Below are 24,108 nucleotides of genomic sequence, written 5' to 3' on the forward strand. Positions count from 1 at the left end.
GGGGACATGCGCGAACTCAGAAACGGTAATCGAAACCGACGGTGAAGTAGCGCCCGCGCAGGTCGTATTGGGTGAAGTCGTAGGGCGCGCGGATGCCGGGGAAGGAGGCGTCGTACGGCGGCCGTGCGTCGGCCAGGTTCTCGATCTTGGCGTAGACGGTGAGCCTGTCGCTGCCGCGGTAACCCAGGTACAGGTCGAACTGGTCGTAGTGGTCGACCCGCGATTGCACCGCGCTGGCCGCCGCGCTGGCCTTCTGCGCGTAACCGCCGGTGTAGTACCAGGTCAGCGCCGCGCTGACGTCGCCCAGGCTCCAGTCCAGCGTGGTGGTGGCCTTGTTGCGCGGCAGCGACGGGCCGAGGTTGCTGCCGGCGTAGTCTTCGAGCGGACCGCCGACCACGGTCGGCCGCCGGTAGTCGCGCACATGGGTGTAGGCGCTGCTCAGGCCGAACTCGCCGAGCGCGGCGCTGCGCCAGCGCTGGCGCAATTCCACGTCGATGCCCGAGGTGCTGAGCGTGCTCAGGTTCTGGTAGCGGTTGTAGACCGCGACCAGCTTGCCGCGCGCGTCGCGGACCACGTCGGCCGGCGCGTTGTTCTGCACCACGGTGGCGACATTGTTGGTGCCGATCAGGTGGTCCAGTTCGATCTTGTACCAGTCCACGCCGAGGCTGCCGTCGGCCCACGGCGACAGCACCACGCCGACGTTGTAGCTGCGTGTGCGCTCCGGGTCCAGGCCGGTGTTGCCGACGGTGAAGAAGGTCGGCGTCTGCCGCGAGCCGGGCACGTCCGGGTCGTAGGGATCCACCACCGACCCGTAGGAGATGTTGGTGCTGGCCGCGTTCTCCGACAGCGACGGCGCGCGGAAGCCGCGCGAGGCGGCCGCGCGCACCAGCAGCGCATCCAGCGGCTGCCAGCGCAGGCTGACCTTCGGCGAGAACGCATCGCCGAAATCGCTGTAGTGGTCGCCGCGCCCGGCCAGCTGCAGTTCCAGCGATGGCAGCAGCGGCAGGTTGACCTCGGCGTACAGCGCCGACACCGCGCGCTTGCCATCGACCTCGGCGATCGCCGGGCGGATCTGCAGGCCGGCGTCGATCTGCCACGGATTGCGCGACACCAGTTGCTCCTGCCGCCACTCGGCGCCGGCGGCGAAGCCGACGCTGCCGGCCGGCAGCTCGAACAGGCTGCCGGACAGCCTGGCATCGACGCCGCGCAGGGTGGAGCGCGCCGGCCGCAGGGTGCTGAGGTTGATCGCCGCGATCACCGACTGCGGCGTGGCCGCCGGATCGAACAGGTTGTAGCTGCCGTCGGCCAGCGCCTGGGCCAGCGTCCAGCGATTGGCGAAGCCGCCGGACACGGTCTCGTGTTCGCTGCTGCGCGCGGCGAAGGCGGCCGCTTCCCACTCCCAGCGCGCGGTCGACCCGCGCACGCCGCCGAGGAAACGGTAGGACTGCGAGCGGTTGGTCTTGATCGACTCGCCCAGGTCGAAGAACGTGTATTCGATCGGTACCGCCACGCCGTAGGGGTTGTACGGGCTGGAGGCCGGCAGCAGGTTGGAGACCGGCTCGGCCAGCCCGGTGGTCGCGTTCAGCGCGAACCGCCCGCCTTCCAGGGTGAAGAACGGGCTGGAGCCGAAGATCGACACGCCCTTGACCTCGCTGTAGAGCGCCTCGCCGAACGCCTCGAGATTGTCGCCGAGCCGGAACGTGGCGTTGGTATAGGCCTGGTAGCGCTTGGTCGAGGGAATCAGCGTGGTGTACGGCGCCAGATTGAACGCGCAGGTGTCGCCGGCCAGTCCGTCGATCGGCGCGCTGGCGGTCAGCACCGTACGCTCGGGGCATTGGCCCTGGGCGTCGAGCATGGGTACCGAGCGCCCGCCGACCAGATAGCGCGCGCCCTTGGCCGACCAGCCGTTCCAGCGGCCGCCCGGCGAATCGGTGTAGATGCCCGAGCGGGTCAGCGCGCGCTGGTCCTGGTCCAGCCGGTCGCGGTTGTAGGCGTCGACGCTGAACAGGAGGTTGTAGCCGTCGCGGTCCAGGTCGCCGATGCCGCCGATGAACTTGGCGCGCTGGGTATCCAGCCCGCCCTGGTCCGAGGTGCCGCCGCTGAGGCCGAATTCGGCCCCCTGGAAGTCCTGGCGGGTGATGATGTTGACCACCCCGGCGACCGCATCGGACCCGTACACCGCCGAGGCGCCGTCCTTCAGCACTTCGATGCGTTCCACCGCCACCAGCGGCAGGGCGTTGAGGTTGACGAAGGTGTCGCCCAGGCCGTTGGCCGGGAAGCCGTAGTTGGCCAGGCGCCGGCCATTGAGCAGCACCAGGGTGTTCTTCTGCGACAGGCCACGCAGACCAATGCCGGCCGAGCCGGAGGCCCAGCCGTTGTTGGTGGTCTCGTTGCTGGCATTGCCGGTGTTGGCGGAGATCGAGCGCAGCGCGTCGGCGACGGTGAGCTTGCCGGAGCGCTCCAGTTGCTGGCGGCCGAGCACCTGCACCGGGTTGGGGCCTTCGCTGTCGCTGCGCTTGATGTTGGAGCCGGTCACGCTGACCGTCGCCAGGGTTTTTCCGGCGGCGTCGTCGCTTCGGGATTGGGCGGAGGCGACAGGGGCGAGCAGGACGCCCGCAAGGCTCATGGCAAGCAGGTGGGGAACGCGCGGCTGCACACGGACATCCGTAGGTGGGGCGCCACAGTGAGCCATCGCCACCGGCTTAACGAAAATTACATAACGGCATACGAATATGTCTTCGCGTGACATGCATCGACATCGCACGGCATGACACGGTGAGCGCGGCGATGGCCTGGCCGGCCTGGCCTTACAATGCCGCGCATGGATATCTTCAAAGTCTTCACCCTCGAAGCCGCGCACCGCCTGCCCAACGTGCCGCCCGGGCACAAGTGCGCGCGGTTGCACGGGCACTCGTTCCGCATCGAACTGCACGTCAGCGGCGAACCCGGCGCCGAGAGCGGCTGGGTGATGGATTTCGGCGACATCAAGGCGGCGTTCCGTCCGCTCTACGACCAGCTCGACCACCATTACCTCAACGACATCGCCGGGCTGGAGAACCCCACCAGCGAGCGCCTGGCGGTGTGGATCTGGGAACGGCTCAAGCCGGCGCTGCCGCTGCTGAGCGAGGTGGTGGTGCACGAGACCTGCACTTCCGGCTGCCGTTACCGCGGGCCGGTTTGAAGGCGGGGAATGGGGAGTGGGGAATGGGGAATCGCAAAGGCGGCGCTGCGGTGGCTGCGGGATTCCCAATGGACGGCATGTCGGAGGATCGACGCGCGTCGTAGCGCTTGGCGGGGGCGTTACGCGACCCGGCGCCGGCGCTGGCGATGTGCCAAGCCGTTGATCTGAAAAGCAGTTTGAACGAATCCTGAGCGGCTTCAGAAAATTTTGTTGCATCGCAGCAGAATGGGCGTATGTTGCACTGCAACAGCAATCAGCATTCCCATGGAGTTGCGTGATGTCCGCTCAGTTCAACGACCAGTTCAGCAGCTATACGCAGCAGTTCGCCGCCACCGCGGCGCGCGCCAACCGCCTGGCCCTGGAAAGCGCCGAGAGCGTGTTCGGCGTGCAGTTGAAGACCTTCGAGAAGAACGTGTCGGCCACCACCGGCTTCTTCGGCGAACTGACCGAGGCGCGCGACCTGGGCACCGTGCAGGCGCTGTGGCCGAAGGGCCTGCAGATCGCCCGCGACAACTTCGAGCGGCTGGCCTCGGCCAACCAGGAAGTGTTTGGCCTGGGCCTGAAGACCTCCGAAGCCATCGGCCAGCTCGCCAAGCACCAGTTCGAGGCGGCGACCGAACAGGCCGCGCCGAAGGCCAAGCCTTCCGCCAAGTAACACCGTATTCGACGTCGCTGCGGTACGCCGCCCGACGCACGCTCGGTCTGCATGGGTCCCTCCCCCCGTGCAACCCCAGGCCCGGTAGATCCCTCCCTCTACCGGGCCTTTTTTATGGGCGGGATTCGGGAGTGGGGAGTGGAGATTTGCCGATCGCGCGCGTTTTTGGCTTTCCTTGTGGGACAGGCTTCAGCCCCGATGCTTCGCCGGAAACAGGTAGATCTCCTGCTTCTATCTGGCTTACCCATGCGCATTCCGAGAGCCGAACTGTGCACTCGGATTAGCCCATCTTGCAGTGCCGGGACATCTTGCTTTTGTGGGAGGGGCTTCAGCCCCGACGCCTCAGCAAAGACGCGTCGGGACTGAAGTCCCTCCCACAAACGGCGGCAGCGCGGCGCGCGCTCGGCAGCGGCTCAGTTGGGCGCCATTCCCGCCCACGGCTGCAACTGTGCCGCCAACTGCTCGGCCTGCGGTTGCGGCCGGTACGGCAGGCGGCCCCAGCACGGCATCGGCAGGCGCGCCCGCAGCATCGCCATGTTGTCGTCGATGCGCTCCATCGCCGGATCGATCTCGTTGCCGATCCAGCCGATGCACTGCAGGCCGTCGGCGGCGATCGCCGCGGCGCTGAGCCGGGCGTGGTTGAGGCAGCCCAGGCGCAGGCCGACCACCAACAGCACCGGCAGCCCCAGCGCGCGCGCCAGATCGGCCTGGTCCAGCGTCGCCGACAGCGGTGCGGCCCAGCCGCCCACGCCTTCCACCACCACCACGTCGGCCTGCGCGCGCAGGCGTGCGAACGCGGCGGCGATCGGCGCCAGCTCCAGCTCCACGCCGGCGTCGGCGGCGGCCAGTTCCGGCGCCAGCGGCAACGGCAGTGCGTAGGGATTGAGATCGGCGTAGTCCGGACGCGGCAGGCTCGCCTCCTGCAGCGCCAACGCGTCCTCGTTGCGCCAGCCGTCGGCGTCGCGGGTGCAGCCGCTGGCCACCGGCTTCATGCCCACCGCGCGTTGGCCGCGCGCGCGCAAGGCGTGCAGCAGCGCGGTGCTGGCGATGGTCTTGCCGATGCCGGTATCGGTGCCGGTGACGTAGAAGGCGGACACAGCCATGCGAAACCCTGTCGGTTGGCCGGCGGGACGCGCGGCGGCGCGCAGGATAGCCGGGCGCGCCGCGCGCGTCAGCCGCCGCGGTGCCGGCGGACGTAGTGCACTGCTAGACTCGCGCGATGTTCGCCTCGTCCTCGCTCACCGGCAGCAAGCCGGAACAGTACGCCCAGTTGCTCGACCAGGCCCGTGCCCTGGTCGCCGGGGAGCCCGACCGCATCGCCAATGCCGCCAACCTGGCGGCGCTGGTGTATCACGCGCTGCCGCGGCTGAACTGGGTCGGTTTCTACCTCTACGACGGCAAGGAACTGGTGGTCGGCCCGTTCCAGGGCCTGCCCGCCTGCGTACGCATTCCGCTGCACAAGGGCGTGTGCGGCGCGGCCGCCAGCAGCGGCCAGACCCAGCGCATCGACGACGTGGAGGCGTTCCCCGGGCACATCGCCTGCGATGCGGCCTCGCGCTCGGAACTGGTGGTGCCGCTGCTGCGCGACAGCGCGCTGGTCGGTGTGTTCGACCTGGACAGCCCCGACCTGGCCCGCTTCGACGCCGACGACCAGCGCGGCCTGGAAGCGATCGCCCAGGTCTTCGTCGACAGCCTGCGATGAGTACCGCCAAGCTGCGCAACATCGGCCCCAAGAGCGCGGCCTGGCTGCGCCAGGTCGGCGTGCGCACGCAGCAGGATCTGGAGGCGGCCGGCGCGGTCGGCGCCTTCGTCAAGGTCAAGCGTGCCGGCTTCAAGCCCAGCCTCAACCTGCTGTATTCGCTGGAAGGCGCGCTCAGCGGCTGCCACTGGCAGGAACTGTCCGAGGCGCGGCGCGCGCAGTTGCTGGGCGAGCTGGAGACCGCGACGGCGGCGCTGCCGGCGCAGCGCGGCCTGCCGGTCGCCGGACCGGTGGCGACCACCCATTTCGACCGCGATGACGCACGCGGCGGCGACGACGCCGACGGCGCTTATGCGCAGGACACGCCCGACGCGCCGCTGGCCGACCGCCACGGCGACGACGACGGCCACGGGCCCCACGCAGACTAAGCCGCGCGGCCTGCGGCGATCGCGTACAATCGCGCCGCTTCAAGGTGACCCGCCGGCTCCGGTCAGCGGGTTGAAACGGGAAGCCGGTGCGTCTTGCGACAAGGCCGGCGCTGCCCCCGCAACGGTAAGCGATCCGCGCTGACGACCTGCGCCACTGTGCCCCGGCATGGGAAGGCGTCGCAGCCGGGAGGTCCGCCTCCCCGATCGCCAGCCCGGAGACCGGCCTTGCAGTTCACTGGTTGCGATGCGGAGGGCGTCGCGGCGTGCCGCGCCGCGTCCGGCGCCGTCCGCTTGCACCTTCCGTTCGCGACTCCCTTGCCGTCACAGCGCGCAGCCGCGCGCCGGAGTTGCCACCCATGTCGTCCCGCCTGCTTTCGGTCGCGATCGCGTCCGCCCTGTCCCTGCCCGCGCTGGCCCATGCCGCCGATGCCGCCACCGACCTCGACCAGGTCCTGGTCACCGCCACCCGCACCCAGATCTCGGTGGAGGACAGCGTGGTCCCGGCGCAGGTCATCGACCGCGCCGAGATCGAGCGCAGCCAGGCCGATTCGCTGGCGCAGTTGCTGCAGGGCCGCGCCGGCATCGGCATCTCCAACCAGGGCGGGCTGGGCAAGCTGACCACGCTGAGCCTGCGCGGCAGCGAATCGGACCACGTGCTGGTGCTGGTGGACGGCGTGCGCATCGGCTCGGCCAGCGCCGGCCTGGCCGCGTTCCAGGACCTGCCGCTGAGCCAGATCGAGCGCATCGAGATCGTGCGCGGCCCGCGCTCGAGCCTGTATGGCTCGGACGCGATTGGCGGCGTCATCCAGATCTTCACCCGCCGCGGCGGCCAGGGCTTCCAGCAGAACCTGAGCCTGGGCGGCGGCAGCCACGGCCTGCGCGAGGCCGGCGCCGGCTTCAGCAACCGCGGCGAGCGCGGCTGGCTGGCCGTGCAGGGCGGCTACCAGAAGACCGACGGCATCAATGCCTGCAACGGCTCGGCCACGCTGTTCGCCGGCTGCTTCGTCGACCAGCCCGACCGCGACGGCTACCGCAACGTGTCGCTGAGCGCGCGCGGCGGCTACGCGCTGACCGACACGCTGCGCATCGAAGGCCAGGCGCTGAACATCGACAGCCGCAACGAGTACGACGGCGACCCGCAATTCGCCGGCAACGAGGCCGACAACACCCAGCAGGTGTTCGGCGGCAAGCTCGACTGGACGCCCTCCGATCGCCTGCACCTGGCGGCGCAGCTCGGCCGCAACGTCGACGACGCCGACAGCTACTACCGCGCCCCCGGCGCGCGCACCCGCAGCTTCGTCAGTACCTTCGACAGCCGCCGCGACACCGCCTCGCTGCAGGGCGACATCACCCTGGCCGAAGGCCACCTGCTCAGCGTCGGCAGCGACTGGCAGCGCGAGCACGTCGCCAGCAGCACCGCCTTCGACGTCGACAGCCGCGACAACACCGGCGTGTTCGCCGAGTACCAGGGCCGCTTCGGCGCGCAGCAGGTGCAGGCCAGCGTGCGCAGCGACGACAACGAGCAGTTCGGCGAGCACACCACCGGCAGCCTCGGCTGGGGCCTGGCGCTGGACCACGGCCTCAAGCTCACCGCCAGCGTCGGCACCGGCTTCAAGGCGCCGACCTTCAACGACCTGTACTACCCGTTCGCCGGCAACCCGGCGTTGAAGCCGGAGCGCTCCAAGAGCGGCAACCTCGGCATTGCGCAGTACGCCGACAGCTGGAACTGGACCTTCAACGCCTACGAGACCCGGGTCAAGGACCTGATCTCCTACGACGCGGTCAGCTTCCTGCCGGTCAACGTCGACGAGGCGCGGATCCGCGGCGCCGAACTGACCGGCTATGCGTTGCTGGCCGGCTGGGAACTGTCGGCGCAGCTGAGCCACACCGATCCGCGCAACCGCAGCGACGGCGACAACCGCGACAACTGGCTGGCACGCCGCGCGCAGAACACCGCGCGCCTGGACGTGGACCGCGGCATCGGCCCGGTCAAGCTCGGCGTCACCGTCTTCGGCAGCGGCCACCGCTTCGACGACGCGGCCAACCGCGTGCGCCTGGCCGGCTACGGCACCGTCGACCTGCGCGCGGAATACGCGTTCACCCCGGACTGGACACTGCAGGCCAAGGCCAGCAACGTGTTCGACCGCGACTACCAGACGGTGAACTGGTACAACCAGCCGGGCCGCGAGTACGCGCTGACCCTGCGCTACGCGCCGGCGGTGCGCTGACCGCACGCAGCGCGCCGCAGGAACAACCGCAGCCGCGAACGGGCATCGCCAGGAACGCTCCGTTCGCGGCTTAAGCCGCTCCTGCAGGGGCGGTGACGCGGCTGCTTGCGGGCGTGCGCAGCGTGCCCATGGCATGCTGCGCACCCACCGGCAGTGCCGGCCGATGCAAAGGATTGCCAGCATGCGTGTCGTCTATCGCCCTGCCGTTCCCGCCGATGCGGCCGCCTGTATCGACCTGCGCGCACGCACCCGCGAGAACGCATTCTCCGCCGAGCAGTTGGCCGCGCTCGGGATCGATGCGGGCAGTTGGCAGGCGTGGATCGCCGATGGCAGCGTGCCCGGGCACGTGGCCGAGGTCGCCGGGCGCATGGTCGGCTACTGCTTCGGCAACCGCCACAACGGCGAAATCATGGTGCTGGCGCTATTGCCCGAATGGGAGAACCACGGCATCGGCAAGGCGCTGTTGGCGCGGATGGTCGAGGATTTCCGCCGCTGGGGCTTCGCACGCCTGTTTCTGGGCTGCGCGGCCGACCCGGCGCTGCGCTCGCATGGGTTCTATCGCCACCTCGGCTGGCGCCCGACCGGCGCGATCGACGCCCTGGGCGATGAGGTGCTGGAGTATCGGCTGCCGCGCTGAGCGGTTCGCGCCGCCATCGGCGACGCCGCCCTCGGCGCGGTCAGTGCGCAGCGGCGGTGGCGCGCGCCTCCTCCAGCAGCCAGTCGACGAATCGCTGGAGCGGCGCATCGCTCAGTTGCACCGGCTCCGGCAGCACCAGGCAGAAGGTCTTGGCGATCGAGGTGGCCGCCGGCCACGGACACAGCAAGCGGCCGTCGGCCAGTTCGGCTTCCACATACAGGCGCGGCACCAGCGCGACCCCCAGGCCGGCCAGTGCGGCTTCGATCGCCATGGCATGCAGGTCGTAGCGTGCGCCGTGCGCGGGGTGGCTCAGGGCGATCCCGGACTCCTGCGCATAGCGTTGCCAGGCATCCGGATTTTGCCGGCGCTGCAGCCGCGGCAGCGCATCCAGCGCGCTGGTCGGGTCCTTCCCGTGCAACAGCCGCGGATGGCACACCGGCACCAGCACTTCGTGCAGCAGGCGCTGCACGCGCATCCCCGCCCAGGCCGGGTGCTCGAAATGCAGCGCGGCATCGAAGCCGCTGCCAACGAGCACGAACGGCTCCATCCGTTCGGCCAGATGCACGGTGATCTGCGGATGCCGCGCCTGGAACCGGCCCAGCCGCGGAATCAGCCAGCGCATGGCGAAAGTCGGCAGCGCGGCGATGTCGAGACTCGCGCCGTCGCGCGGCCGCCCCATCAGATCGCGGCTGTCGCGCTCCAGCCGGTCCAGGATCTCGCGGACCTGCGCCGCATAGCGCCGGCCATTCGGCAGCAGCCGCACGCGATTGCCGATGCGCTCGAACAGGACCACGCCGAGGAAACTTTCCAGGCGTCCGATCTGACGGCTGATGGCGCCTTCGGTCAGGACCAGTTCCTCGGCCGCGCGCGCGAAACTGCCATGCCGGGCCGCCGCCTCGAACGCCATGAGCGCGGAATGGCTGGGGATCTTGCGGCGCATATCGGCTCCGGTAGCAGGCGGCGCACTTTACCAGTCCGAGCATGACATGCAGTCACGGAAGGGTGACCGAATATCGATATCAACGCAGAAAACACCGGACTAGGATGAGTCATCCTCAACCATGACACGCCGGCACGCACCGTTCCGGCCCAGGACGATCCGATGCTCTACACCGTGGAATGCAGCTTCGCCGATCCCGCCAGCGAAGCGGAATGGAACGACTTCTACAGCCGGGAAAAACTGCCGGCGCTGATCTCGGTCGAGGGCTTTCGCAGTTCGCAGCGCTTCAAGGCCCTTCGCGACGGCAGTCCTACCTATCTTGCGCTGCACGCCATCGACGGCCCGCACATCCTCAGCGGTGCGGAATACCGGCAGAAGGGCGGCGGCAACTTCGCCCGCTGGCAACGCCACATCGCCGACTGGCACCGCAATCTCTATGACGGCCTGGAGCGCGCGCCGGCCGTGGCGCGCGACGAGGTGCTGCTGGTCAGCGCCGACGGCCCCGAATCGCTGTTGCGGCTCGGTCTCGCGCCGCATGGCCTGCATGCGGTGGAACTGGACAAGGTGCCGGCGCAGCGCTGGCTCGCCAGGTGCGACCGCGCCCGGCTGCCGGCCATCGGCAAGCTGGCGCAGGATCTCCAGGCCTACGCGCCAATGACCGCGCAACTGGTCGCAGATCGCGGTATCGCCCGCACGATGCCGCAGTAGGCGCGCGATGCCGAACCTCACCCTTTTCATCCCCGCGCAGGCCATGCCGGCCGATCCGGTGCTGGCCGCACTGACCGACCACTGCACCGCGCTGTGCACGGACGTGCTGTTGGCCGCGGTGCAGAACGTGCACATCATCTATGTGCCGGTCCGGCACGGTCGTGGCCACCCGGTGTTCGCGGAACTCCGCTACCGACGCGCCGACGCGCGCACGCCGGCGGTCATGCAGCGGTTCATGGCCGCAATCGACGACGCCATCCGCGGCGCGACCGGCGCCACCGCACGCATCCGCTGCGTCGGCCACGCGCCCGCCGAACTGCACGCACGCAACTGAGCCCCCGGGATCCGCATGTCCATCCCCACGTTTCCGCACCTGCAGATCGGCGATGTCAGCGTCACCGCCCTCAGCGATGGCTATCTCGCCACCGGCCTGGAGATCCTGTCGCCCATCGCCGCGGCCGATGCGCTGCAGATGCAGCAGGCCGCGCGGGTGCTGCAGCCCAGTGCGGTGCACATCAACTGCTACGTGGTGCGCATCGGCGGCCGCGCCGTGCTGATCGATGCCGGCGCCGGCGGCTTCCGCGACGGCGCCGGCCGGTTGCGCGGCAACCTGGCGTCGGCCGGACTGCAGCCGGCGCAGATCGATGCGGTACTGCTGACCCACGCCCATCCCGACCATGTCGGCGGGCTGATCGAGGCATCCGGAGACGCCGCGTTCCCGAATGCGGAGTTGCTCGTGCAGCGTCGCGAAGTCGGGTTCTGGCAGGACGACGCCAACCTGAGCCGCGCGCCCGCACGTGCCCGCGGCAACTTCCTGCTCGCGCGGCAGGTGTTCGCGGCCTATCGCGACAGGTTGCGCAGGTTCGACGACGGCGAAATCCTGCCCGGCATGCACGCGTTGCCGCTGCCGGGACACACCGCCGGGCACACCGGCTATCGGCTCGATTCCGGCGGCCGCGGCCTGCTGGTGTGGGGCGACATCGTGCATTTTCCCGACATCCAGATCCCGCGCCCGGACGTGGCGGTGGTCTTCGACCACGATCGGCAACTCGCCACCGCGACCCGCGCGGCGCTGCTGGATCTGGTCAGCGCGGAGCGGCTGCCGATCGCCGGCATGCATCTGCGCGAGGCCGGCTTCGCCCACATCGAACGCCGCGGCACCGGCTACGCAATCGCCAGCGCTCGGTCGTGACCGGTCGATGGCGACCTGCGGCCGCTGCCCATCGGCACGCAGGCAGCGGCCATGCCGTGCCAGCCGCGTTCCACCGCCGGCGTCAACGCAGCGTCAGCAACTCGCGCAGGTCGTCCATCAGCAGCACCACGTCGGCTGTGTCCAGATCCAGATCGCGCGGATAGCCGTAGCGCACCAGCGCCACCGGCATGCCGGCGGCATGGCCGGCCTGCAGGTCGGTGGGGGAATCGCCGACCATCAGGCAGTGCGCTGGCGGCTGCCTGAACTGCTGCGCCAGGTGCAGTAGCGGCGCCGGGCTGGGCTTGCGCTCGGGCAGGCTGTCGCCACCCAGCACGGCAGAGAACAGATCGGCCACGCCCAGATGGCGCAGCAGCGGCGGCACCATCGCCGACGGCTTGTTGGTGCACAGCGCCAGCGTCACCCCATCGGCGTGCAACTGCGTCAGCGCTTCGGCCGCGCCGGGATACAGCCGCGGACTGCGCAACAGGCACTCGGCGTAGTGACGCATGAAGGTCGGCATCACCGCGTCGATCGGCGTGGCATCGCCGGCATGCCGCCAGGCGGCCTCGACCAGCTTGCGCACGCCGTCGCCGATCCAGCCGAGCACCGTGGCCTCGGGCACGCGCGGCAGGCCGAAGTCGACCAGGGTGCGGTTCAGCGCCTCGGCAATGTCGGCGCCGCTGTCGACCAAGGTACCGTCCAGGTCGAACACCACCAATGCGTACGGAAATGTCATCGCCGACCTGCGCGTAAAAGGGTGTCCCCATTGTAGCGGCGCCGGACGTGTGCGCCGCCGTGGCGCGCACGAGGCCGCAAGCGCGGGGACGTCGCCTCGTTCCAGCGATGCGTCGGCACGACGCAACGTGTTCTTCATCTGGTTCAGTCCACGCACCCGCGAGGGTGCGACGAGACGCCGGATAGCCTCCAGAGCATCGCCCACGCGTTTCAATCCACGCACCCGCGAGGATGCGACAGCAGCGCCTCAATTAGCGCCAATTCGTCATCGTTGTTTCAATCCACGCACCCATACAGGTGCGACCTCGCAGCGACCAGCACCTGGCCGAGGAGGCACTGAAACGTCAGCCACGCGCGCGCTCCTGCTCCCCCAGATCAACCGAACAAGCGCCCCTGCGCCTGCCCCGGCTCGCGCTCGTGGAAGCCGGACAGGCCCACGCCGACCAGGCGGTAGCGGGTGGATGCCGGCAGGTCCACGCGCTCGCGCAGCGCCAGGGCGATGTCGATCAAGGCCTGCAGCGATTCCGGCGGCTGCTCCGGAGTGAAACTGCGGGTGAGGATGCGGAACTGCGCGGTCTTCAGCTTCAGCACCACGGTGCGCGCGATGCGCTCGGTGCGGCGGGTGGCGTTCCAGGTCTTCTCGGCCAGTTGCCGGATCGCCGGCTCCAGTGCGTCCAGCGCCAGGTCTTCGGCGAAGGTGTCCTCGGAGGAGATCGACTGCACCGGCTGGTCCGACTCCACCGGGCGTTCGTCGATGCCGCGCGCGCGCTGGTACAGGCGCAGGCCGAAGCTGCCGAAGCGCGCCTCCAGTTCCGCCTCGCTGCGCGCGCGCAGGTCGCCGACGGTGGCGATGCCCAGTTCCGCCAGCTTCGCCTCCATGACCTTGCCCACGCCGGGCACCTTGTTCACCGGCAACGGGGTCAGGAACGCTTCCACGCGATGCGGGCGGATCACGAACTGGCCGTCGGGCTTGCGCCAGTCCGAGGCGATCTTGGCCAGGAACTTGTTCGGCGCGATCCCGGCCGAGGCGGTCAGCGCGGTTTCCTCGCGGATCTGTGCGCGGATGGTCTGCGCGATCTCGGTGGCCGTGCGCAATTCGCCCTTGGGCGCGGTGACGTCCAGATAGGCCTCGTCCAGCGACAACGGCTCGATCAGGTCGGTATGGCGCTGGAAGATCTCGCGCACCTGCCGCGACACCGCCTTGTAGCGGGCGAAGTCCGGCGGCACGAAGATCGCGTCCGGGCACAGCCGCTCGGCGCGCAGCGCCGGCATCGCCGAGCGCACGCCGAACACCCGCGCCTCGTAGGAGGCGGCGCACACCACCGAGCGCATGCCGCGCCAGGCCACCACCACGGGCTTGCCGCGCAGCGCCGGATCGTCACGCTGCTCCACGGACGCGTAGAACGCATCCATGTCGACGTGAATGATCTTGCGCATCGACCCCCTACCCTACGCCTGCGAACGGTATCCGCATGATAAGCCCGGCACTGCGCACGGACTGAGAATGCGCGCCTTGATCCGGCGCAGTGCGCGCGTCGCCGCGGGTGCCGACACTACGCGTGCGTACGGATAAAACGTTTGATTGAACGCGCGACGCTCATGCACTCTTGCGCGCCTCGACTGTCTCGCCTGGGAATGTTCCGCTCATGAGTCGTCTGTCCTCCTATTCGCGCGAGCAACTGCTCGCCAGCGCACGCGGCGAGTTGTTCGGCGCCAACGCCGGGCGCCTGCCCAACGATCCGATGCTGATGTTCGACCGCATCGTCGCCATCGACGAGACCGGCGGCGCGCACGGCAAGGGCGTGATCCGCGCCGAACTGGATATCCGCCCGGACCTGTGGTTCTTCGGCTGCCATTTCATCGGCGACCCGGTGATGCCCGGCTGCCTGGGCCTGGATGCGATGTGGCAGTTGACCGGCTTCTTCCTGACCTGGCTGGGCGCACCCGGCCGTGGCCGTGCGCTCGGCGTGGGCGAAGTGAAGTTCACCGGCCAGGTGCTGCCCACCGCCAAGCAGGTCGTGTACGAGATCGACATCAGCCGGGTGATCAACCGCAAGCTGGTGATGGCGGTGGCCGACGGCCGCATGGCGGTGGACGGGCGCGAGATCTATACCGCCAAGGACATGCGCGTGGGCCTGTTCACCTCGACGGAGGCCTTCTGATGCGGCGCGTGGTCATTACCGGGATGGGCATCACCTCGTGCCTGGGCAACGATCTGGACAGTGTGTCGCGCGCCTTGCGCGAGGGCCGCTCCGGCATCCGCCATAACGCGCAGGCAGCCGAGGCCGGCCTGCGCAGCCAGGTCGGCGGCGACGTGCAACTGGACCTGGACGCGGCGATCGACCGCAAACTCAAGCGCTTCATGGGCGACGCCTCGGCCTACGCCTACCTGGCGCTGCGCGATGCGCTGGCCGATGCCGGCCTGGACGAAGCGGCGATCAGCGACCCGCGGATCGGCCTGATCGCCGGCTCCGGCGGCGGCTCCAGCCACTGGCAGGTGGAAGCGGCGGACCTGCTGCGCAACCGCGGCGTGCGCAAGGTCGGCCCGTACATGGTGCCGCGCACGATGTGTTCGGCGGTGTCGGCCAGCCTGGCCACCGCGTTCAAGATCAAGGGCGTGAGCTATTCGCTGTCGGCCGCCTGCGCGACCTCTGCGCACTGCATCGGCGCGGCGGCGGACCTGATCCGCCACGGCCAGCAGGACGTGATGTTCGCCGGCGGCGGCGAGGAACTGGACTGGACCATGAGCCTGATGTTCGACGCCATGGGCGCGCTGTCCACCGGCTTCAACGACACGCCGGCGGTGGCCTCGCGGCCCTACGACGCCGCGCGCGACGGCTTCGTCATCGCCGGCGGCGGCGGCATGCTGGTGCTGGAGGACTACGAGCGCGCGGTGGCGCGCGGCGCGCGCATCCATGCCGAACTGGTCGGCTACGGCGTGACCTCCGACGGCGCCGACATGGTCGCCCCGTCCGGCGAAGGCGCGGTGCGCTGCATGCGCATGGCGCTGCAGGGCGTGGACGCGCCGATCGACTACCTCAACACCCACGGCACCTCCACGCCGCTGGGCGACGTCACCGAACTGGAGGCGGTGCGCGCGGCGTTCGGCGACGCGGTGCCGCCGCTGTCCTCGACCAAGGCGCTGTCCGGGCATTCGCTGGGCGCGGCCAGCGTGCACGAGGCGATCTACTGCCTGCTGATGCTGCGCGACGGCTTCATCGCCGGCTCGGCCAACATCGACACGCTGGATCCGCGCGCCGAGGGCTTCCCGATCGTGCGCGAAAGCCGCGACGCCGCGTTGCGCACGGTGATGTCCAACAGCTTCGGCTTCGGCGGCACCAACGCGGCGCTGGTGTTCGCCAAGGCCTGAGTCGGGCCACGCCTGCACAGTGCCGGCAGCGGCAGCGTGCCGCGCGTCAGCGCTCCAGCTGCCTGACGTCGCGACGCCCGGCGTCGTCGTCCTTGTGCGCTGCCGGCTTGGCCGGTGGCGCTGAAGGTGGCGCTGAAGGTGGAGGTGGAGGTGGAGGTGGAGGTGGCGGAGGCGGAGGCGAGGTCGGCTTCGGCGAATGCCGCTCGACCCACTGGATGGTCGCCGGCGACGGCGGCCACGCCGGCGATGCCGAGGGCGCGGACGCAGGCGGCGGCACCGGCTGCAATCCCAGCGATTCGCGCTGGCGCCGGTCGTCTTCCTGCCGTTGCAGTTCCTTCGACAGGTCTTTGTTGTAGCGGGGATTGAGCGCGTCCGGCGGCGGGATCTGATACATCCGCTCGCCCGGCGGCGTCCATTGCGGCGCGCTGCTCACTGCCTCGGAGGCAGACGACACTGGCGGCGGCGCCCGCCATTGCGGCGCCAATTGCCGCTGCAGCGGAGTCGGAATCTGCGCGGGGCCGGCCGCATTGGCTGCACGTTCCAACGGGCGGTAGCGTTCGCGCTCGCGTGCCCAGGGCAGGCCGCGGTAGTGCGCATCCCAGTAGCGATCCAGGGCAAAGCCGACAGTCGGCACGGCGGGCGCAGTGCCCTCGCCGTGCGTCGCAAAGTCGATCGCCCCGCCTGGCAGCCAGCCGCGCTTGTCGCGCCAACTGACATCGCACCAGGACCAGTCCTGGGTACATCCATGCACCTGCAGCGTGTCGTGGGTGACGGCGGTCGCCACCCGCGGATACCCCGGCGCCGGGCCGGCACGCAGACTGGCGCCGATGCGCACGGTGCCGCTGTCGTCCTGCGCCAATGCCGGCGCTGCCATTGCCAACAGCAACGGCGTCCACCACCTTGCTCGCTTCATGCGGTCCCCCTTGTGCAGTGCGGCTGTGTCCTGCGCCGCGATCGCGGCGGCAAACATCAATGTGCCGCTGTGCCCTGTTCTAGCACAGAGGAGCCGGGATTCGGGATTTGGGATTCGGGATGACCCGCCTGCGGCTGTTGAAAGCCGGGATTGGGGATTGGGGATTGGGGATTGGGGATTCGAGAACGGCAACGGGGTCGTCGTGCACGGAGCAACATCGCGATCAAGCGATCTGAAGAATGTGGCCGCCTTCCGATGAAAAAGTCGCCGCTTTTTGTGGGAGGGGCTTCAGCCCCGACGGGCTTTCCCGGAAAAGCCCGTCGGGGCTGAAGCCCCTCCCACAACATCCTCGCAACTGCCAGAAACGCGCGAAAAATCCCTAATCCCTAATCCCTAATCCCTAATCCCTAATCCCTAATCCCTAATCCCTAATCCCGGCTTTCATCCCGACTCCCCGCCTACCCCGCCATGCCACTATGCCGCAGCAGCGCCTCCAGCTCCGGCGCGCGGCCGCGGAAAGCGGTGAAGTTCTCCAGTGCCGGGCGGCTGCCGCCGCGCGAGAGGATCTCGCGCAGGAAGCGCGCGCCGGTGTCCGCCAACTGGTCCGGCGCTTCCTCGAACGCCGCGTAGGCGTCGGCGCTGAGCACTTCGGCCCACTTGTAGCTGTAGTAGCCGGCCGCATAGCCGCCGGCGAAGATGTGGCTGAACTGGTGCGGGAAGCGGTTCCACGCCGGCGGCCGGTTCACCGCCACCGCATCGCGCACGCGTTCGAGCAACTGCAGCACGCTGTCGGCCTGCGCATCGAAGCTGTGGTGCAACTGCATGTCGAACAGCGCGAACTCGAGCTGGCGCACGGTGAACATGCCGCTCTGGTAGTTCTTCGCCGCCAGCATCTTCTCGAACAGCGCGCGCGGCAGCGGTTCGCCGCTGTTCACGTGCGCGGTCATCGCCTGCAGGCGCGGCCACTCCCAGCAGAAGTTCTCCATGAACTGGCTGGGCAGTTCCACCGCGTCCCATTCCACGCCGTTGATGCCGGCCACGCCCAGCTCGCCGATCTGGGTCAGCAACTGGTGCAGGCCGTGGCCCATCTCGTGGAACAGCGTGGTGACCTCGTTGTGGGTGAAGGTGGCCGGCTTGCCGTCGCTGCCGCGGCCGAAGTTGCATACCAGGTACACCAGCGGGGTCTGCACGCCCTCGGCACGCTCGCGGCGGTTGCGGCAATCGTCCATCCAGGCGCCGCCGCGCTTGCCTTCGCGCGCGTACAGATCCAGGTAGAACTGCCCGACCAGGCGCCCCTGCGCGTCGCTGAGGCGGAAGAAGCGCACGTCCGGATGCCACACCGGCGCGCTGTCGGCCTCCACGCGCAAGCCGTACAGGTCGTGGATCAGGCCGAACAGCCCCTCCAGCACCTTGGGCTCGGTGAAGTAGCGCTTCACCTCCTGCTCGGAGAAGCTGTAGCGCGCCTGCTTGAGCTGCTCGCCGGCATAGGCCAGGTCCCAGGCTTCCAGGGTGTCCAGGCCCAGGTGCTCGCGTGCATAGGCCTCCAGCTCGGCGCGGTCGCGCTGCGCGTAGGGCTTGGCGCGTGCGGCCAGATCGTGCAGGAACTCCAGCACCTGCGCTGGATCCTGCGCCATCTTCGTGGCCAGCGAGTACTCGGCGTAGCTGGCGAAGCCGAGCAGCGCCGCCAGTTCGCCGCGCAGGGCGAGGATGCGGCCGATCGCCGCGCTGTTGTCCAGCGCCGCATCGCCGAACTCCGAGGCGCGGATCGCGTTGGCGCGGTACAGCGTCTCGCGCAGCGCGCGGTCCTCGGCGTACATCTGCACCGGCAGGTAGCACGGCATCTGCAGGGTCAGCTTCCAGCCCGCCTGGCCGTCGCGCTCGGCCGCCGCGCGCGCGGCGGCGATGCTGTCCTCGGGCAGGCCGGCCAGGCGCGCCGGGTCGTCGATCAGCAGCGACCACGCATCGGTGGCGTCGAGCACGTTCTGCGAGAACTTGGCCGACAGCGCCGACAGTTCCTCCTGGATCGCGGCGAAGCGCTGCTTGTCGGCCTCGCCCAGTTCGGCGCCGCCCAGGCGGAAATCGCGCAGCGCGTTGTCCAGCACCTTGCGCTGCGCCGGGGCGAGTGCGGCCGCCTGCGGCGATTGCGCCAGCGTGCGGTACTGCGCGAACAGCGCCAGGTTCTGCCCCAGCGCGCTGGAGAAGCGCGTCACCTTGGGCAGGTTGGCGTTGTAGGCCTCGCGCAGCGCCGGCGTGTTGACCACCGCCTGCAGGTGGCTCACCTGGCCCCAGGCGCGCCACAGGCGCTCGGTGGCGTCGTCCAGCGGCGCCACGAAGCTGTCCCAGCGCACCGGCGCCACCGTCTCGGCGGCGGCCACCGCGGCCTCGGCCTGCGCCAGCAGCGTGTCGATCGCCGGGGCGATGTGCTCGGGCTGGATCGCATCGAAGCGCGGCAGGCCGGAAAAGTCGAGCAGGGGATTGGTCATCGCGGAACTCTCGGTAGCGGAGGAAGGACCGGCGCGGCCGGTCATGGAAGGCAGATGGCGGTCAGTCCAGCGCCGCACAAGGTAGCGGCGGCAAGCCGGCGCCGGCCACCGCCGCGGCCAGCTGCGCATCGGCCTGGTCCACGTCGATGCCGTGTTCGGCGTACCACTGCGGGCGGTAGTAGCTGTGCACGTAGCGCTCGCCGCTGTCGCACAGGATGGTGACGATGGCGCCGCTGCGGCCCTGTTCGCGCATGCGCGTGGCCGCCTGCAGCACGCCGACGAAGTTGGTGCCGGTGGAGCCGCCCACGCGCCGGCCCAGGCGTGCGCTGACGTAGCGCATCGCCGCCAGGCTCAGCGCGTCGGGCACCTTGACCATCGCATCCACGCAGCTGGGAATGAAGCTCGGCTCCACCCGCGGCCGGCCGATGCCTTCGATGCGCGAGCCGCCGGTGCTTTCCAGGCCGGCGTAGTCGCGCCCGGCCAGCGCCTCGCGGTAGCCGTCGAAGAACAGCGACACCTCCGGATCCGCGCACAGGATGCGGGTGGGATGGCGCCGGTAGCGCACGTAGCGGCCGAGCGTGGCCGCGGTGCCGCCGGTGCCGGGGCTGCACACGATCCACTCGGGGATCGGATGCGGCTCCTCCTGCATCTGCCGGAAGATCGACTCGGCGATGTTGTTGTTGGCGCGCCAGTCGGTGGCGCGTTCGGCGTACAGGAACTGGTCCATGAAGTGGCCGCCGGTCTCGCGCGCCAGCTGCACCGAATCGGCGTGCAGGTCGCAGGCGCGCCCGACCAGGTGGCAGCGCCCACCCTGGAACTCGATCGCGGCGATCTTCTCCGGCGAGGTGCTGGCCGGTATCACCGCGATGAACGGCAGCCCCAGCAGGCGCGCGAAGTACGCCTCGGACACCGCCGTGGAACCGCTGGAGGCCTCGATCACCGGGCGCCCCTCGCGCAGCCAGCCGTTGGCCAGCGCATAAAGGAACAGCGAGCGCGCCAGGCGGTGCTTGAGGCTGCCGGTGGGATGGCTGGACTCGTCCTTGAAGTACAGGTCGATGCCGGGGAAACCGGGCAGGTCCAGCGGAATCAGGTGGGTATCGGCCGAGCGGTTGAAGTCGGCTTCGATCTTCTGGATGGCGGCAGCCACCCAAGCGCGATGGGTCATGGCGGTGCGGGAGGGAGAAATCGCGCCCACGATACACGCCCGGCCGCGCGCCCGGGCCATGCGCGGCAGCGGCGGCCACGCCGGCGTTCACCCGCCGTCGCACGCCGACGGCAGCGGCCCTCGCTCAGCCGGCCACCACGAAGCCGGCGTCGGCGATCGCCTGTTGCAGCGCGGCCACGTCGATGCGCGCGGGGTCGTAGTCGATGCCGACGCGCCCGCCTTCCAGCACCACCGTGCTGGCGGTCACGCCCGGGCAGGCGTCCAGCACCCGCTGCAGCCGCGCGCTGCAGCCGCCGCAGGTCATGCCGTGGACGAGGAGATCGAGATGCTGCATGTCATGCTCCAGGGTCGAGAAATCGAATCCGCGCTCACTGCGCACGCCAGCGATTGAGCAACAAGGCATTGCCCAGCACCGAGACCGAACTCAGCGCCATCGCCGCGCCGGCGATCACCGGGTTGAGCAGGCCGAACGCGGCCAGCGGGATGCCCAGGCCGTTGAAGACGAAGGCGAAGAACAGGTTCTGGCGGATCTTGCGCACCGTCGCCGCGGACAGGTCGATGGCGGCGGCGACGCCGGCCAGGTCGCCGTGCATCAGCACCACGTCGGCGGCCTCGATGGCGATGTCCGAGCCGCTGCCGATGGCGAAACTGACGTCGGCCGCGGCCAGCGCCGGGGCGTCGTTGATGCCGTCGCCGACCATGCCGACATGCGCGCCGGGCAGCGCCTGCAGCCGGCGCACATGCTCGGCCTTGTCCTGCGGCAGCACCTCGGCCTGCACCTGCGCGATGCCCAGCCGCGCGGCCACCGCCTGCGCCGCGTGGCGGTTGTCGCCGCTGAGCATGGTCACCGCGATGCCGCGCGCCTGCAGCCGCGCCACCGCCTCGGCCACGCCCTCGCGCAGCGGATCGGCAATGGCCAGATAGCCGGCGACCGCGCCGTCCACCGCCACCGCGACCACGCTCTGGCCCTGCGCCTGCGCCGCCTCGGCCCGCTGCCGCTGGGCCGCGTCGGCCGGGGCAGCGGCCAGCCCGTCGATCCACGCCAGCGCCCCCAGCGCGACCTCGTGCCCGTCCACGCGGCCACGCACGCCCTGTCCCGGCAGCGTCTGCACCGCTTCGGCGCGCGGTGCCGGCAGCGCCGCGCGCACGCCCAGGTCGGCGGCGCGCTGCACGATGGCGCGCGCCAGCGGATGCGCCGAACCGGCCTCCAGCGCCGCGGCCAGGCGCAGCAGCGGCGCGGTCCCGGCCTCGTCGGCGACCAGCACCGCGGTCACCTGCGGCTGGCCCAGGGTCAGCGTGCCGGTCTTGTCGACCACCAGCGCGGTCAGCGCGCGGGCGCGTTCCAGCACTTCGGCGTCGCGAATCAGGATGCCGGCACGCGCGCCGACGCCGGTGCCGACCATGATCGCGGTTGGCGTGGCCAGGCCCAGCGCGCATGGGCAGGCGATCACCAGCACCGCCACCGCGTGCACCAGCGCGTCGGCGAAGCTGCCGCCCAGCGCCCAGGTCGCGCCCAGGGTGAGCGCGGCGATGCCCAGCACCGCCGGCACGAACACCGCGGCGATGCGGTCGACCAGGCGCTGGATCGGCGCCCGCGAGCCTTGCGCGGCATCGACCATGCGCACGATCTGCGCCAGCAGCGTGTCCGCGCCGACGCCGGTGGCGCGCGCGCGCAGCAGGCCCAACTGGTTGACCGTGGCCGCGTGCAGGCGGCTGCCCGGCGCCTTGGCCACCGGCATGGCCTCGCCCGACAGCATCGCCTCGTCCACGCTGGAGTGGCCCTCGAGGACCTCGCCGTCCACCGGCACGCGCTCGCCGGCGGCGACCACGAACACGTCGCCGACCGCCAGTTCCGCCACCGGCACCTCCACGGTCGCACCGTCGCGCTCGACCCGCGCGGTGGTCGGCGCCAGGTCGAGCAGCGCGCGCACCGCCGCGGTGGTGCGGCGCTTGGCGCGGGCCTCGAGCAGGCGCCCGAGCAGCACCAGGGTGATGACGCTGGTGCTGGCCTCGAAGTACACGTGCTGGCCGTGCAGGCCGGCCACGGTGACCACGGCGCTGTACAGATAGGCCATGCCGGTGCCGAGCGCGACCAGCACGTCCATGTTGGCGCTGCCGTTGCGCAGCGCGCGGTAGCCGGCGCGGTAGAAGCGCGCGCCGATCCAGCACTGCACCGGCGTGGCCAGCAGCAATTGCAGCCAGCGCGGCAGCGGTTCGGCGTGCGCGCCGCGCAGGGCGTCGCCGTCCAGCATGCCGAGCATCTGCCCCCAGAACGGCAGGGTCAGCAGCACCGCCGCGGCGAACATTCCCAACTCGCGCCGCCAGGCGCGGCGCTCGCTGCGCTCGCGCTCGGCCAGGTACGCCGGGTCCATGGCCTCGACGACGCGCGCGCCGAAGCCGGCGTGGGCGATCCGCGCGACCAGGTCCGCCGGCGCGACCGCGCCGGGCACGATCTCCACCCGCGCCTTGGCCGAGGCCAGGTTGGCGTGGCCGGCGAGCACGCCCGGCGTCTTCGCCAGCACTGCGTCGATCGACGCCACGCAGGAGGCGCAGTGCAGGCCGCTCAGCTCCAGGGTCAGGGTCTGCGTCGGCACCGCGTAGCCGGCCTGCTGGATGCGCTGCAGCAGCGTCGGCAGGTCCACCTGCTGCGGGTCGTAGTCCACCTGCACACGCGCCGCGGCGTAGCTGGCCTGTGCCGCGACCCCGGGCAGGCGCTGCAGCGCCTTCTCCACGCCGGCCGCGCAGGCGGCGCAGGTCATGCCCTGCACCGGCAGGGTCAGCGAGGCGGTGGCCGGGGTCGCGCTCATCGCGGCGTGTCGGCGGCGCCGGCGCCGCGGATGTCGCCCAGGATCGGGCAGGCGTCCGGCGCGCCGTGGCCGGGGCAGTCCTCGACCAGCGCGGCCAGCGCCTGGCGCATCTCGGTCAGCTCGGCGATGCGCCGGTCCAGCGCCTGCAGGCGCGCGCTGGCGCGCTGCTTGATGCCTTCCACGCCATGCACCTGGTCGTCCTGCAGGGCCAGCAGCTCGCCGATCTCCTCCAGCGAGAAGCCCAGCTCCTTGGCGCGGCGGATGAAGCGCACCCGCTGCACCGCCGCGGCGTCGTACTCGCGGTAGCCGGAGGCACGGCGCGGCGCGGGCGGCAGCAGGCCCTGGCGCTCGTAGTAGCGCACGGTGTCGATGGCGACGTCGGCCTGGCGGGCGAGTGCGCCGATGGTGAAGCGGGCGGTGGCGGGGTCGGATCGCATGCGCACACCCTACTCCCTGGACCCGGGTCCAGAGTCAAGCCTTGCGGTGCCGCGGTCGCTTGCCGCCCACGCCGGCTTCGGTATCCTCTGCGCTTCCCGCCGCCACGCTGCCGCCTGTGCCGACCTTCGCCGTCCTGATGCGCCTGCTGCTGTGCCTGAGCCTGCTGCTCAACGGCACCGCGACCGCGATGGCGATGCCGGGCATGGCGGCACACGCCACCTCGATGCACGCCGCCGCCAGCGCGGCGCCGGCGCCGACGCATGCGGCGATGCCCTGCCACGAGCAGGTGCCGGCGCCTCCGGCCGAGCACGACGGCCACTGCCACGACCATGCCGGCAAGCACGGCGGCGGCTGCGGCATGACCGGCTGCCAATGCCCGCATGTGCAGCCGCTGCCGGCCCTGCTGGCGATGCCGCTGGCACTGCCGCGCATGCCCCGCCACCTGGTCGCCGCCGCTCCCCAGGCCGCGCACGGCGCGCCCGGCCTGCCGCGGCTGGAACGTCCTCCCAGCGCCTGAGCGCGAGCGGCC

23 protein-coding genes and 1 riboswitch are annotated in these 24,108 nt (G+C 70.5%); of the genes, 12 read left to right on the forward strand and 11 right to left on the reverse strand.

Going from position 1 to position 24,108, the window contains the following annotated elements; all coding sequences use genetic code 11:
• Positions 1 to 16: 16 nt before the first annotated feature.
• On the reverse strand, positions 17 to 2,626 hold the full coding sequence (locus tag NKJ47_RS18585) for a TonB-dependent receptor plug domain-containing protein (protein WP_254459213.1): 2,610 nt from the start codon (positions 2,624 to 2,626) through the stop codon (positions 17 to 19).
• 195 nt (positions 2,627 to 2,821) lie between these two features.
• Between NKJ47_RS18585 and queD the strand changes: the two genes are divergently transcribed.
• Entirely contained in the window at positions 2,822 to 3,181 is a 360-nt protein-coding gene (gene queD, locus NKJ47_RS18590; protein ID WP_254459214.1) for a 6-carboxytetrahydropterin synthase QueD, read from the forward strand.
• Positions 3,182 to 3,458: 277 nt separating this feature from the next.
• Entirely contained in the window at positions 3,459 to 3,836 is a 378-nt protein-coding gene (locus NKJ47_RS18595) for a phasin family protein (protein WP_254459215.1), read from the forward strand.
• Between the two features lie 413 nt (positions 3,837 to 4,249).
• On the opposite strand, the gene bioD is transcribed toward NKJ47_RS18595, so the two are convergent.
• Positions 4,250 to 4,939: a dethiobiotin synthase gene (gene bioD / locus NKJ47_RS18600; RefSeq protein WP_254459216.1), complete on the reverse strand. Its 690-nt coding sequence runs from the start codon at positions 4,937 to 4,939 to the stop codon at positions 4,250 to 4,252.
• A gap of 116 nt (positions 4,940 to 5,055) precedes the next feature.
• On the opposite strand from bioD, the gene NKJ47_RS18605 reads away from it, so the two are divergent.
• From NKJ47_RS18605 to NKJ47_RS18620, 4 genes are all read left to right on the forward strand, one after another.
• Positions 5,056 to 5,538, forward strand: coding sequence for a GAF domain-containing protein (locus NKJ47_RS18605; RefSeq protein WP_160948164.1), 483 nt, complete (start codon positions 5,056 to 5,058; stop codon positions 5,536 to 5,538).
• Entirely contained in the window at positions 5,535 to 5,963 is a 429-nt protein-coding gene (locus tag NKJ47_RS18610) for a TfoX/Sxy family protein (RefSeq protein ID WP_254459217.1), read from the forward strand. Before NKJ47_RS18605 ends, NKJ47_RS18610 begins: the two co-directional genes overlap by 4 nt.
• A gap of 25 nt (positions 5,964 to 5,988) precedes the next feature.
• A riboswitch (cobalamin riboswitch) is annotated at positions 5,989 to 6,205 on the forward strand.
• A 114-nt stretch (positions 6,206 to 6,319) separates the two neighbouring features.
• Positions 6,320 to 8,191: a TonB-dependent vitamin B12 receptor gene (gene btuB, locus NKJ47_RS18615; protein WP_254459218.1), complete on the forward strand. Its 1,872-nt coding sequence runs from the start codon at positions 6,320 to 6,322 to the stop codon at positions 8,189 to 8,191.
• Between the two features lie 181 nt (positions 8,192 to 8,372).
• Entirely contained in the window at positions 8,373 to 8,828 is a 456-nt protein-coding gene (locus NKJ47_RS18620; RefSeq protein ID WP_254459219.1) for a GNAT family N-acetyltransferase, read from the forward strand.
• A gap of 40 nt (positions 8,829 to 8,868) precedes the next feature.
• Here NKJ47_RS18620 and NKJ47_RS18625 read toward each other — a convergent pair whose 3' ends face one another.
• The gene (locus tag NKJ47_RS18625; RefSeq protein WP_254459220.1) at positions 8,869 to 9,768 is read right to left on the reverse strand and encodes a LysR substrate-binding domain-containing protein; all 900 of its coding nucleotides are present in this window, start codon (positions 9,766 to 9,768) and stop codon (positions 8,869 to 8,871) included.
• Positions 9,769 to 9,930: 162 nt separating this feature from the next.
• Here NKJ47_RS18625 and NKJ47_RS18630 point away from each other — a divergent pair, with 162 nt between their 5' ends.
• From NKJ47_RS18630 to NKJ47_RS18640, 3 genes are read left to right on the forward strand one after another with little or no spacing between them, the layout of a single operon-like run.
• On the forward strand, positions 9,931 to 10,476 hold the full coding sequence (locus NKJ47_RS18630) for a hypothetical protein (RefSeq protein WP_254459221.1): 546 nt from the start codon (positions 9,931 to 9,933) through the stop codon (positions 10,474 to 10,476).
• Between the two features lie 7 nt (positions 10,477 to 10,483).
• Positions 10,484 to 10,810: a hypothetical protein gene (locus NKJ47_RS18635; protein ID WP_254459222.1), complete on the forward strand. Its 327-nt coding sequence runs from the start codon at positions 10,484 to 10,486 to the stop codon at positions 10,808 to 10,810.
• A 15-nt stretch (positions 10,811 to 10,825) separates the two neighbouring features.
• Positions 10,826 to 11,668, forward strand: a complete 843-nt coding sequence (locus NKJ47_RS18640; RefSeq protein WP_254459223.1) for an MBL fold metallo-hydrolase — start codon at positions 10,826 to 10,828, stop codon at positions 11,666 to 11,668.
• Between the two features lie 82 nt (positions 11,669 to 11,750).
• Here the strand turns inward: NKJ47_RS18640 and gph are convergent, their stop codons facing one another.
• Entirely contained in the window at positions 11,751 to 12,404 is a 654-nt protein-coding gene (gph, locus tag NKJ47_RS18645) for a phosphoglycolate phosphatase (protein ID WP_254459224.1), read from the reverse strand.
• 374 nt (positions 12,405 to 12,778) lie between these two features.
• Positions 12,779 to 13,840: a DNA polymerase IV gene (dinB, locus tag NKJ47_RS18650; protein ID WP_254459225.1), complete on the reverse strand. Its 1,062-nt coding sequence runs from the start codon at positions 13,838 to 13,840 to the stop codon at positions 12,779 to 12,781.
• Between the two features lie 209 nt (positions 13,841 to 14,049).
• On the opposite strand from dinB, the gene fabA reads away from it, so the two are divergent.
• Together fabA and fabB are read left to right on the forward strand one after the other, a co-directional pair.
• Entirely contained in the window at positions 14,050 to 14,565 is a 516-nt protein-coding gene (gene fabA, locus NKJ47_RS18655; protein WP_254459226.1) for a 3-hydroxyacyl-[acyl-carrier-protein] dehydratase FabA, read from the forward strand.
• Complete coding sequence (gene fabB, locus NKJ47_RS18660) at positions 14,565 to 15,773, forward strand: beta-ketoacyl-ACP synthase I (RefSeq protein WP_254459227.1); 1,209 nt, start codon at positions 14,565 to 14,567, stop codon at positions 15,771 to 15,773. The genes fabA and fabB overlap by 1 nt, the downstream gene beginning before the upstream one ends.
• 46 nt (positions 15,774 to 15,819) lie before the next feature.
• On the opposite strand, the gene NKJ47_RS18665 is transcribed toward fabB, so the two are convergent.
• The 6 genes from NKJ47_RS18665 to NKJ47_RS18690 form a co-directional block, all read right to left on the reverse strand.
• On the reverse strand, positions 15,820 to 16,686 hold the full coding sequence (locus tag NKJ47_RS18665) for an SH3 domain-containing protein (protein WP_254459228.1): 867 nt from the start codon (positions 16,684 to 16,686) through the stop codon (positions 15,820 to 15,822).
• Between the two features lie 458 nt (positions 16,687 to 17,144).
• Positions 17,145 to 19,169 (reverse strand): M3 family metallopeptidase, encoded by a 2,025-nt coding sequence (locus NKJ47_RS18670; protein WP_254459229.1) that lies wholly within the window; start codon positions 19,167 to 19,169, stop codon positions 17,145 to 17,147.
• Between the two features lie 61 nt (positions 19,170 to 19,230).
• Positions 19,231 to 20,334, reverse strand: coding sequence for a PLP-dependent cysteine synthase family protein (locus tag NKJ47_RS18675; protein WP_254459230.1), 1,104 nt, complete (start codon positions 20,332 to 20,334; stop codon positions 19,231 to 19,233).
• 124 nt (positions 20,335 to 20,458) lie between these two features.
• Positions 20,459 to 20,668 carry a heavy-metal-associated domain-containing protein gene (locus NKJ47_RS18680; RefSeq protein WP_254459231.1) on the reverse strand — a complete coding sequence of 70 codons (210 nt, stop codon included), beginning with the start codon at positions 20,666 to 20,668 and terminating at the stop codon, positions 20,459 to 20,461.
• A gap of 34 nt (positions 20,669 to 20,702) precedes the next feature.
• Complete coding sequence (locus tag NKJ47_RS18685; protein WP_254459232.1) at positions 20,703 to 23,141, reverse strand: heavy metal translocating P-type ATPase; 2,439 nt, start codon at positions 23,139 to 23,141, stop codon at positions 20,703 to 20,705.
• Entirely contained in the window at positions 23,138 to 23,578 is a 441-nt protein-coding gene (locus NKJ47_RS18690) for a heavy metal-responsive transcriptional regulator (protein WP_254459233.1), read from the reverse strand. The genes NKJ47_RS18685 and NKJ47_RS18690 overlap by 4 nt, the downstream gene beginning before the upstream one ends.
• Before the next feature lie 116 nt (positions 23,579 to 23,694).
• Between NKJ47_RS18690 and NKJ47_RS18695 the strand changes: the two genes are divergently transcribed.
• The gene (locus tag NKJ47_RS18695) at positions 23,695 to 24,096 is read left to right on the forward strand and encodes a CopL family metal-binding regulatory protein (RefSeq protein ID WP_254459234.1); all 402 of its coding nucleotides are present in this window, start codon (positions 23,695 to 23,697) and stop codon (positions 24,094 to 24,096) included.
• Positions 24,097 to 24,108: the final 12 nt, after the last annotated feature.

The organism is Xanthomonas sacchari (assembly GCF_024266585.1).
In the GTDB taxonomy this organism is placed as follows: Bacteria; Pseudomonadota; Gammaproteobacteria; order Xanthomonadales; family Xanthomonadaceae; genus Xanthomonas_A; species Xanthomonas_A sacchari_C.

Coding starts and splice junctions, on each gene's coding strand:
- NKJ47_RS18620 (WP_254459219.1), top strand. CDS start 8,373: ATGCGTGTCGTCTATCGCCCTGCCGTTCCCGCCGATGCGGCCGCCTGT.
- NKJ47_RS18635 (WP_254459222.1), top strand. CDS start 10,484: ATGCCGAACCTCACCCTTTTCATCCCCGCGCAGGCCATGCCGGCCGAT.
- NKJ47_RS18585 (WP_254459213.1), bottom strand. CDS start 2,626: ATGAGCCTTGCGGGCGTCCTGCTCGCCCCTGTCGCCTCCGCCCAATCC.
- bioD (WP_254459216.1), bottom strand. CDS start 4,939: ATGGCTGTGTCCGCCTTCTACGTCACCGGCACCGATACCGGCATCGGC.
- gph (WP_254459224.1), bottom strand. CDS start 12,404: ATGACATTTCCGTACGCATTGGTGGTGTTCGACCTGGACGGTACCTTG.
- fabA (WP_254459226.1), top strand. CDS start 14,050: ATGAGTCGTCTGTCCTCCTATTCGCGCGAGCAACTGCTCGCCAGCGCA.
- queD (WP_254459214.1), top strand. CDS start 2,822: ATGGATATCTTCAAAGTCTTCACCCTCGAAGCCGCGCACCGCCTGCCC.
- NKJ47_RS18690 (WP_254459233.1), bottom strand. CDS start 23,578: ATGCGATCCGACCCCGCCACCGCCCGCTTCACCATCGGCGCACTCGCC.
- dinB (WP_254459225.1), bottom strand. CDS start 13,840: ATGCGCAAGATCATTCACGTCGACATGGATGCGTTCTACGCGTCCGTG.
- NKJ47_RS18675 (WP_254459230.1), bottom strand. CDS start 20,334: ATGACCCATCGCGCTTGGGTGGCTGCCGCCATCCAGAAGATCGAAGCC.
- fabB (WP_254459227.1), top strand. CDS start 14,565: ATGCGGCGCGTGGTCATTACCGGGATGGGCATCACCTCGTGCCTGGGC.
- NKJ47_RS18625 (WP_254459220.1), bottom strand. CDS start 9,768: ATGCGCCGCAAGATCCCCAGCCATTCCGCGCTCATGGCGTTCGAGGCG.
- NKJ47_RS18595 (WP_254459215.1), top strand. CDS start 3,459: ATGTCCGCTCAGTTCAACGACCAGTTCAGCAGCTATACGCAGCAGTTC.
- NKJ47_RS18610 (WP_254459217.1), top strand. CDS start 5,535: ATGAGTACCGCCAAGCTGCGCAACATCGGCCCCAAGAGCGCGGCCTGG.
- NKJ47_RS18630 (WP_254459221.1), top strand. CDS start 9,931: ATGCTCTACACCGTGGAATGCAGCTTCGCCGATCCCGCCAGCGAAGCG.
- btuB (WP_254459218.1), top strand. CDS start 6,320: ATGTCGTCCCGCCTGCTTTCGGTCGCGATCGCGTCCGCCCTGTCCCTG.
- NKJ47_RS18665 (WP_254459228.1), bottom strand. CDS start 16,686: ATGAAGCGAGCAAGGTGGTGGACGCCGTTGCTGTTGGCAATGGCAGCG.
- NKJ47_RS18685 (WP_254459232.1), bottom strand. CDS start 23,141: ATGAGCGCGACCCCGGCCACCGCCTCGCTGACCCTGCCGGTGCAGGGC.
- NKJ47_RS18680 (WP_254459231.1), bottom strand. CDS start 20,668: ATGCAGCATCTCGATCTCCTCGTCCACGGCATGACCTGCGGCGGCTGC.
- NKJ47_RS18640 (WP_254459223.1), top strand. CDS start 10,826: ATGTCCATCCCCACGTTTCCGCACCTGCAGATCGGCGATGTCAGCGTC.
- NKJ47_RS18605 (WP_160948164.1), top strand. CDS start 5,056: ATGTTCGCCTCGTCCTCGCTCACCGGCAGCAAGCCGGAACAGTACGCC.
- NKJ47_RS18670 (WP_254459229.1), bottom strand. CDS start 19,169: ATGACCAATCCCCTGCTCGACTTTTCCGGCCTGCCGCGCTTCGATGCG.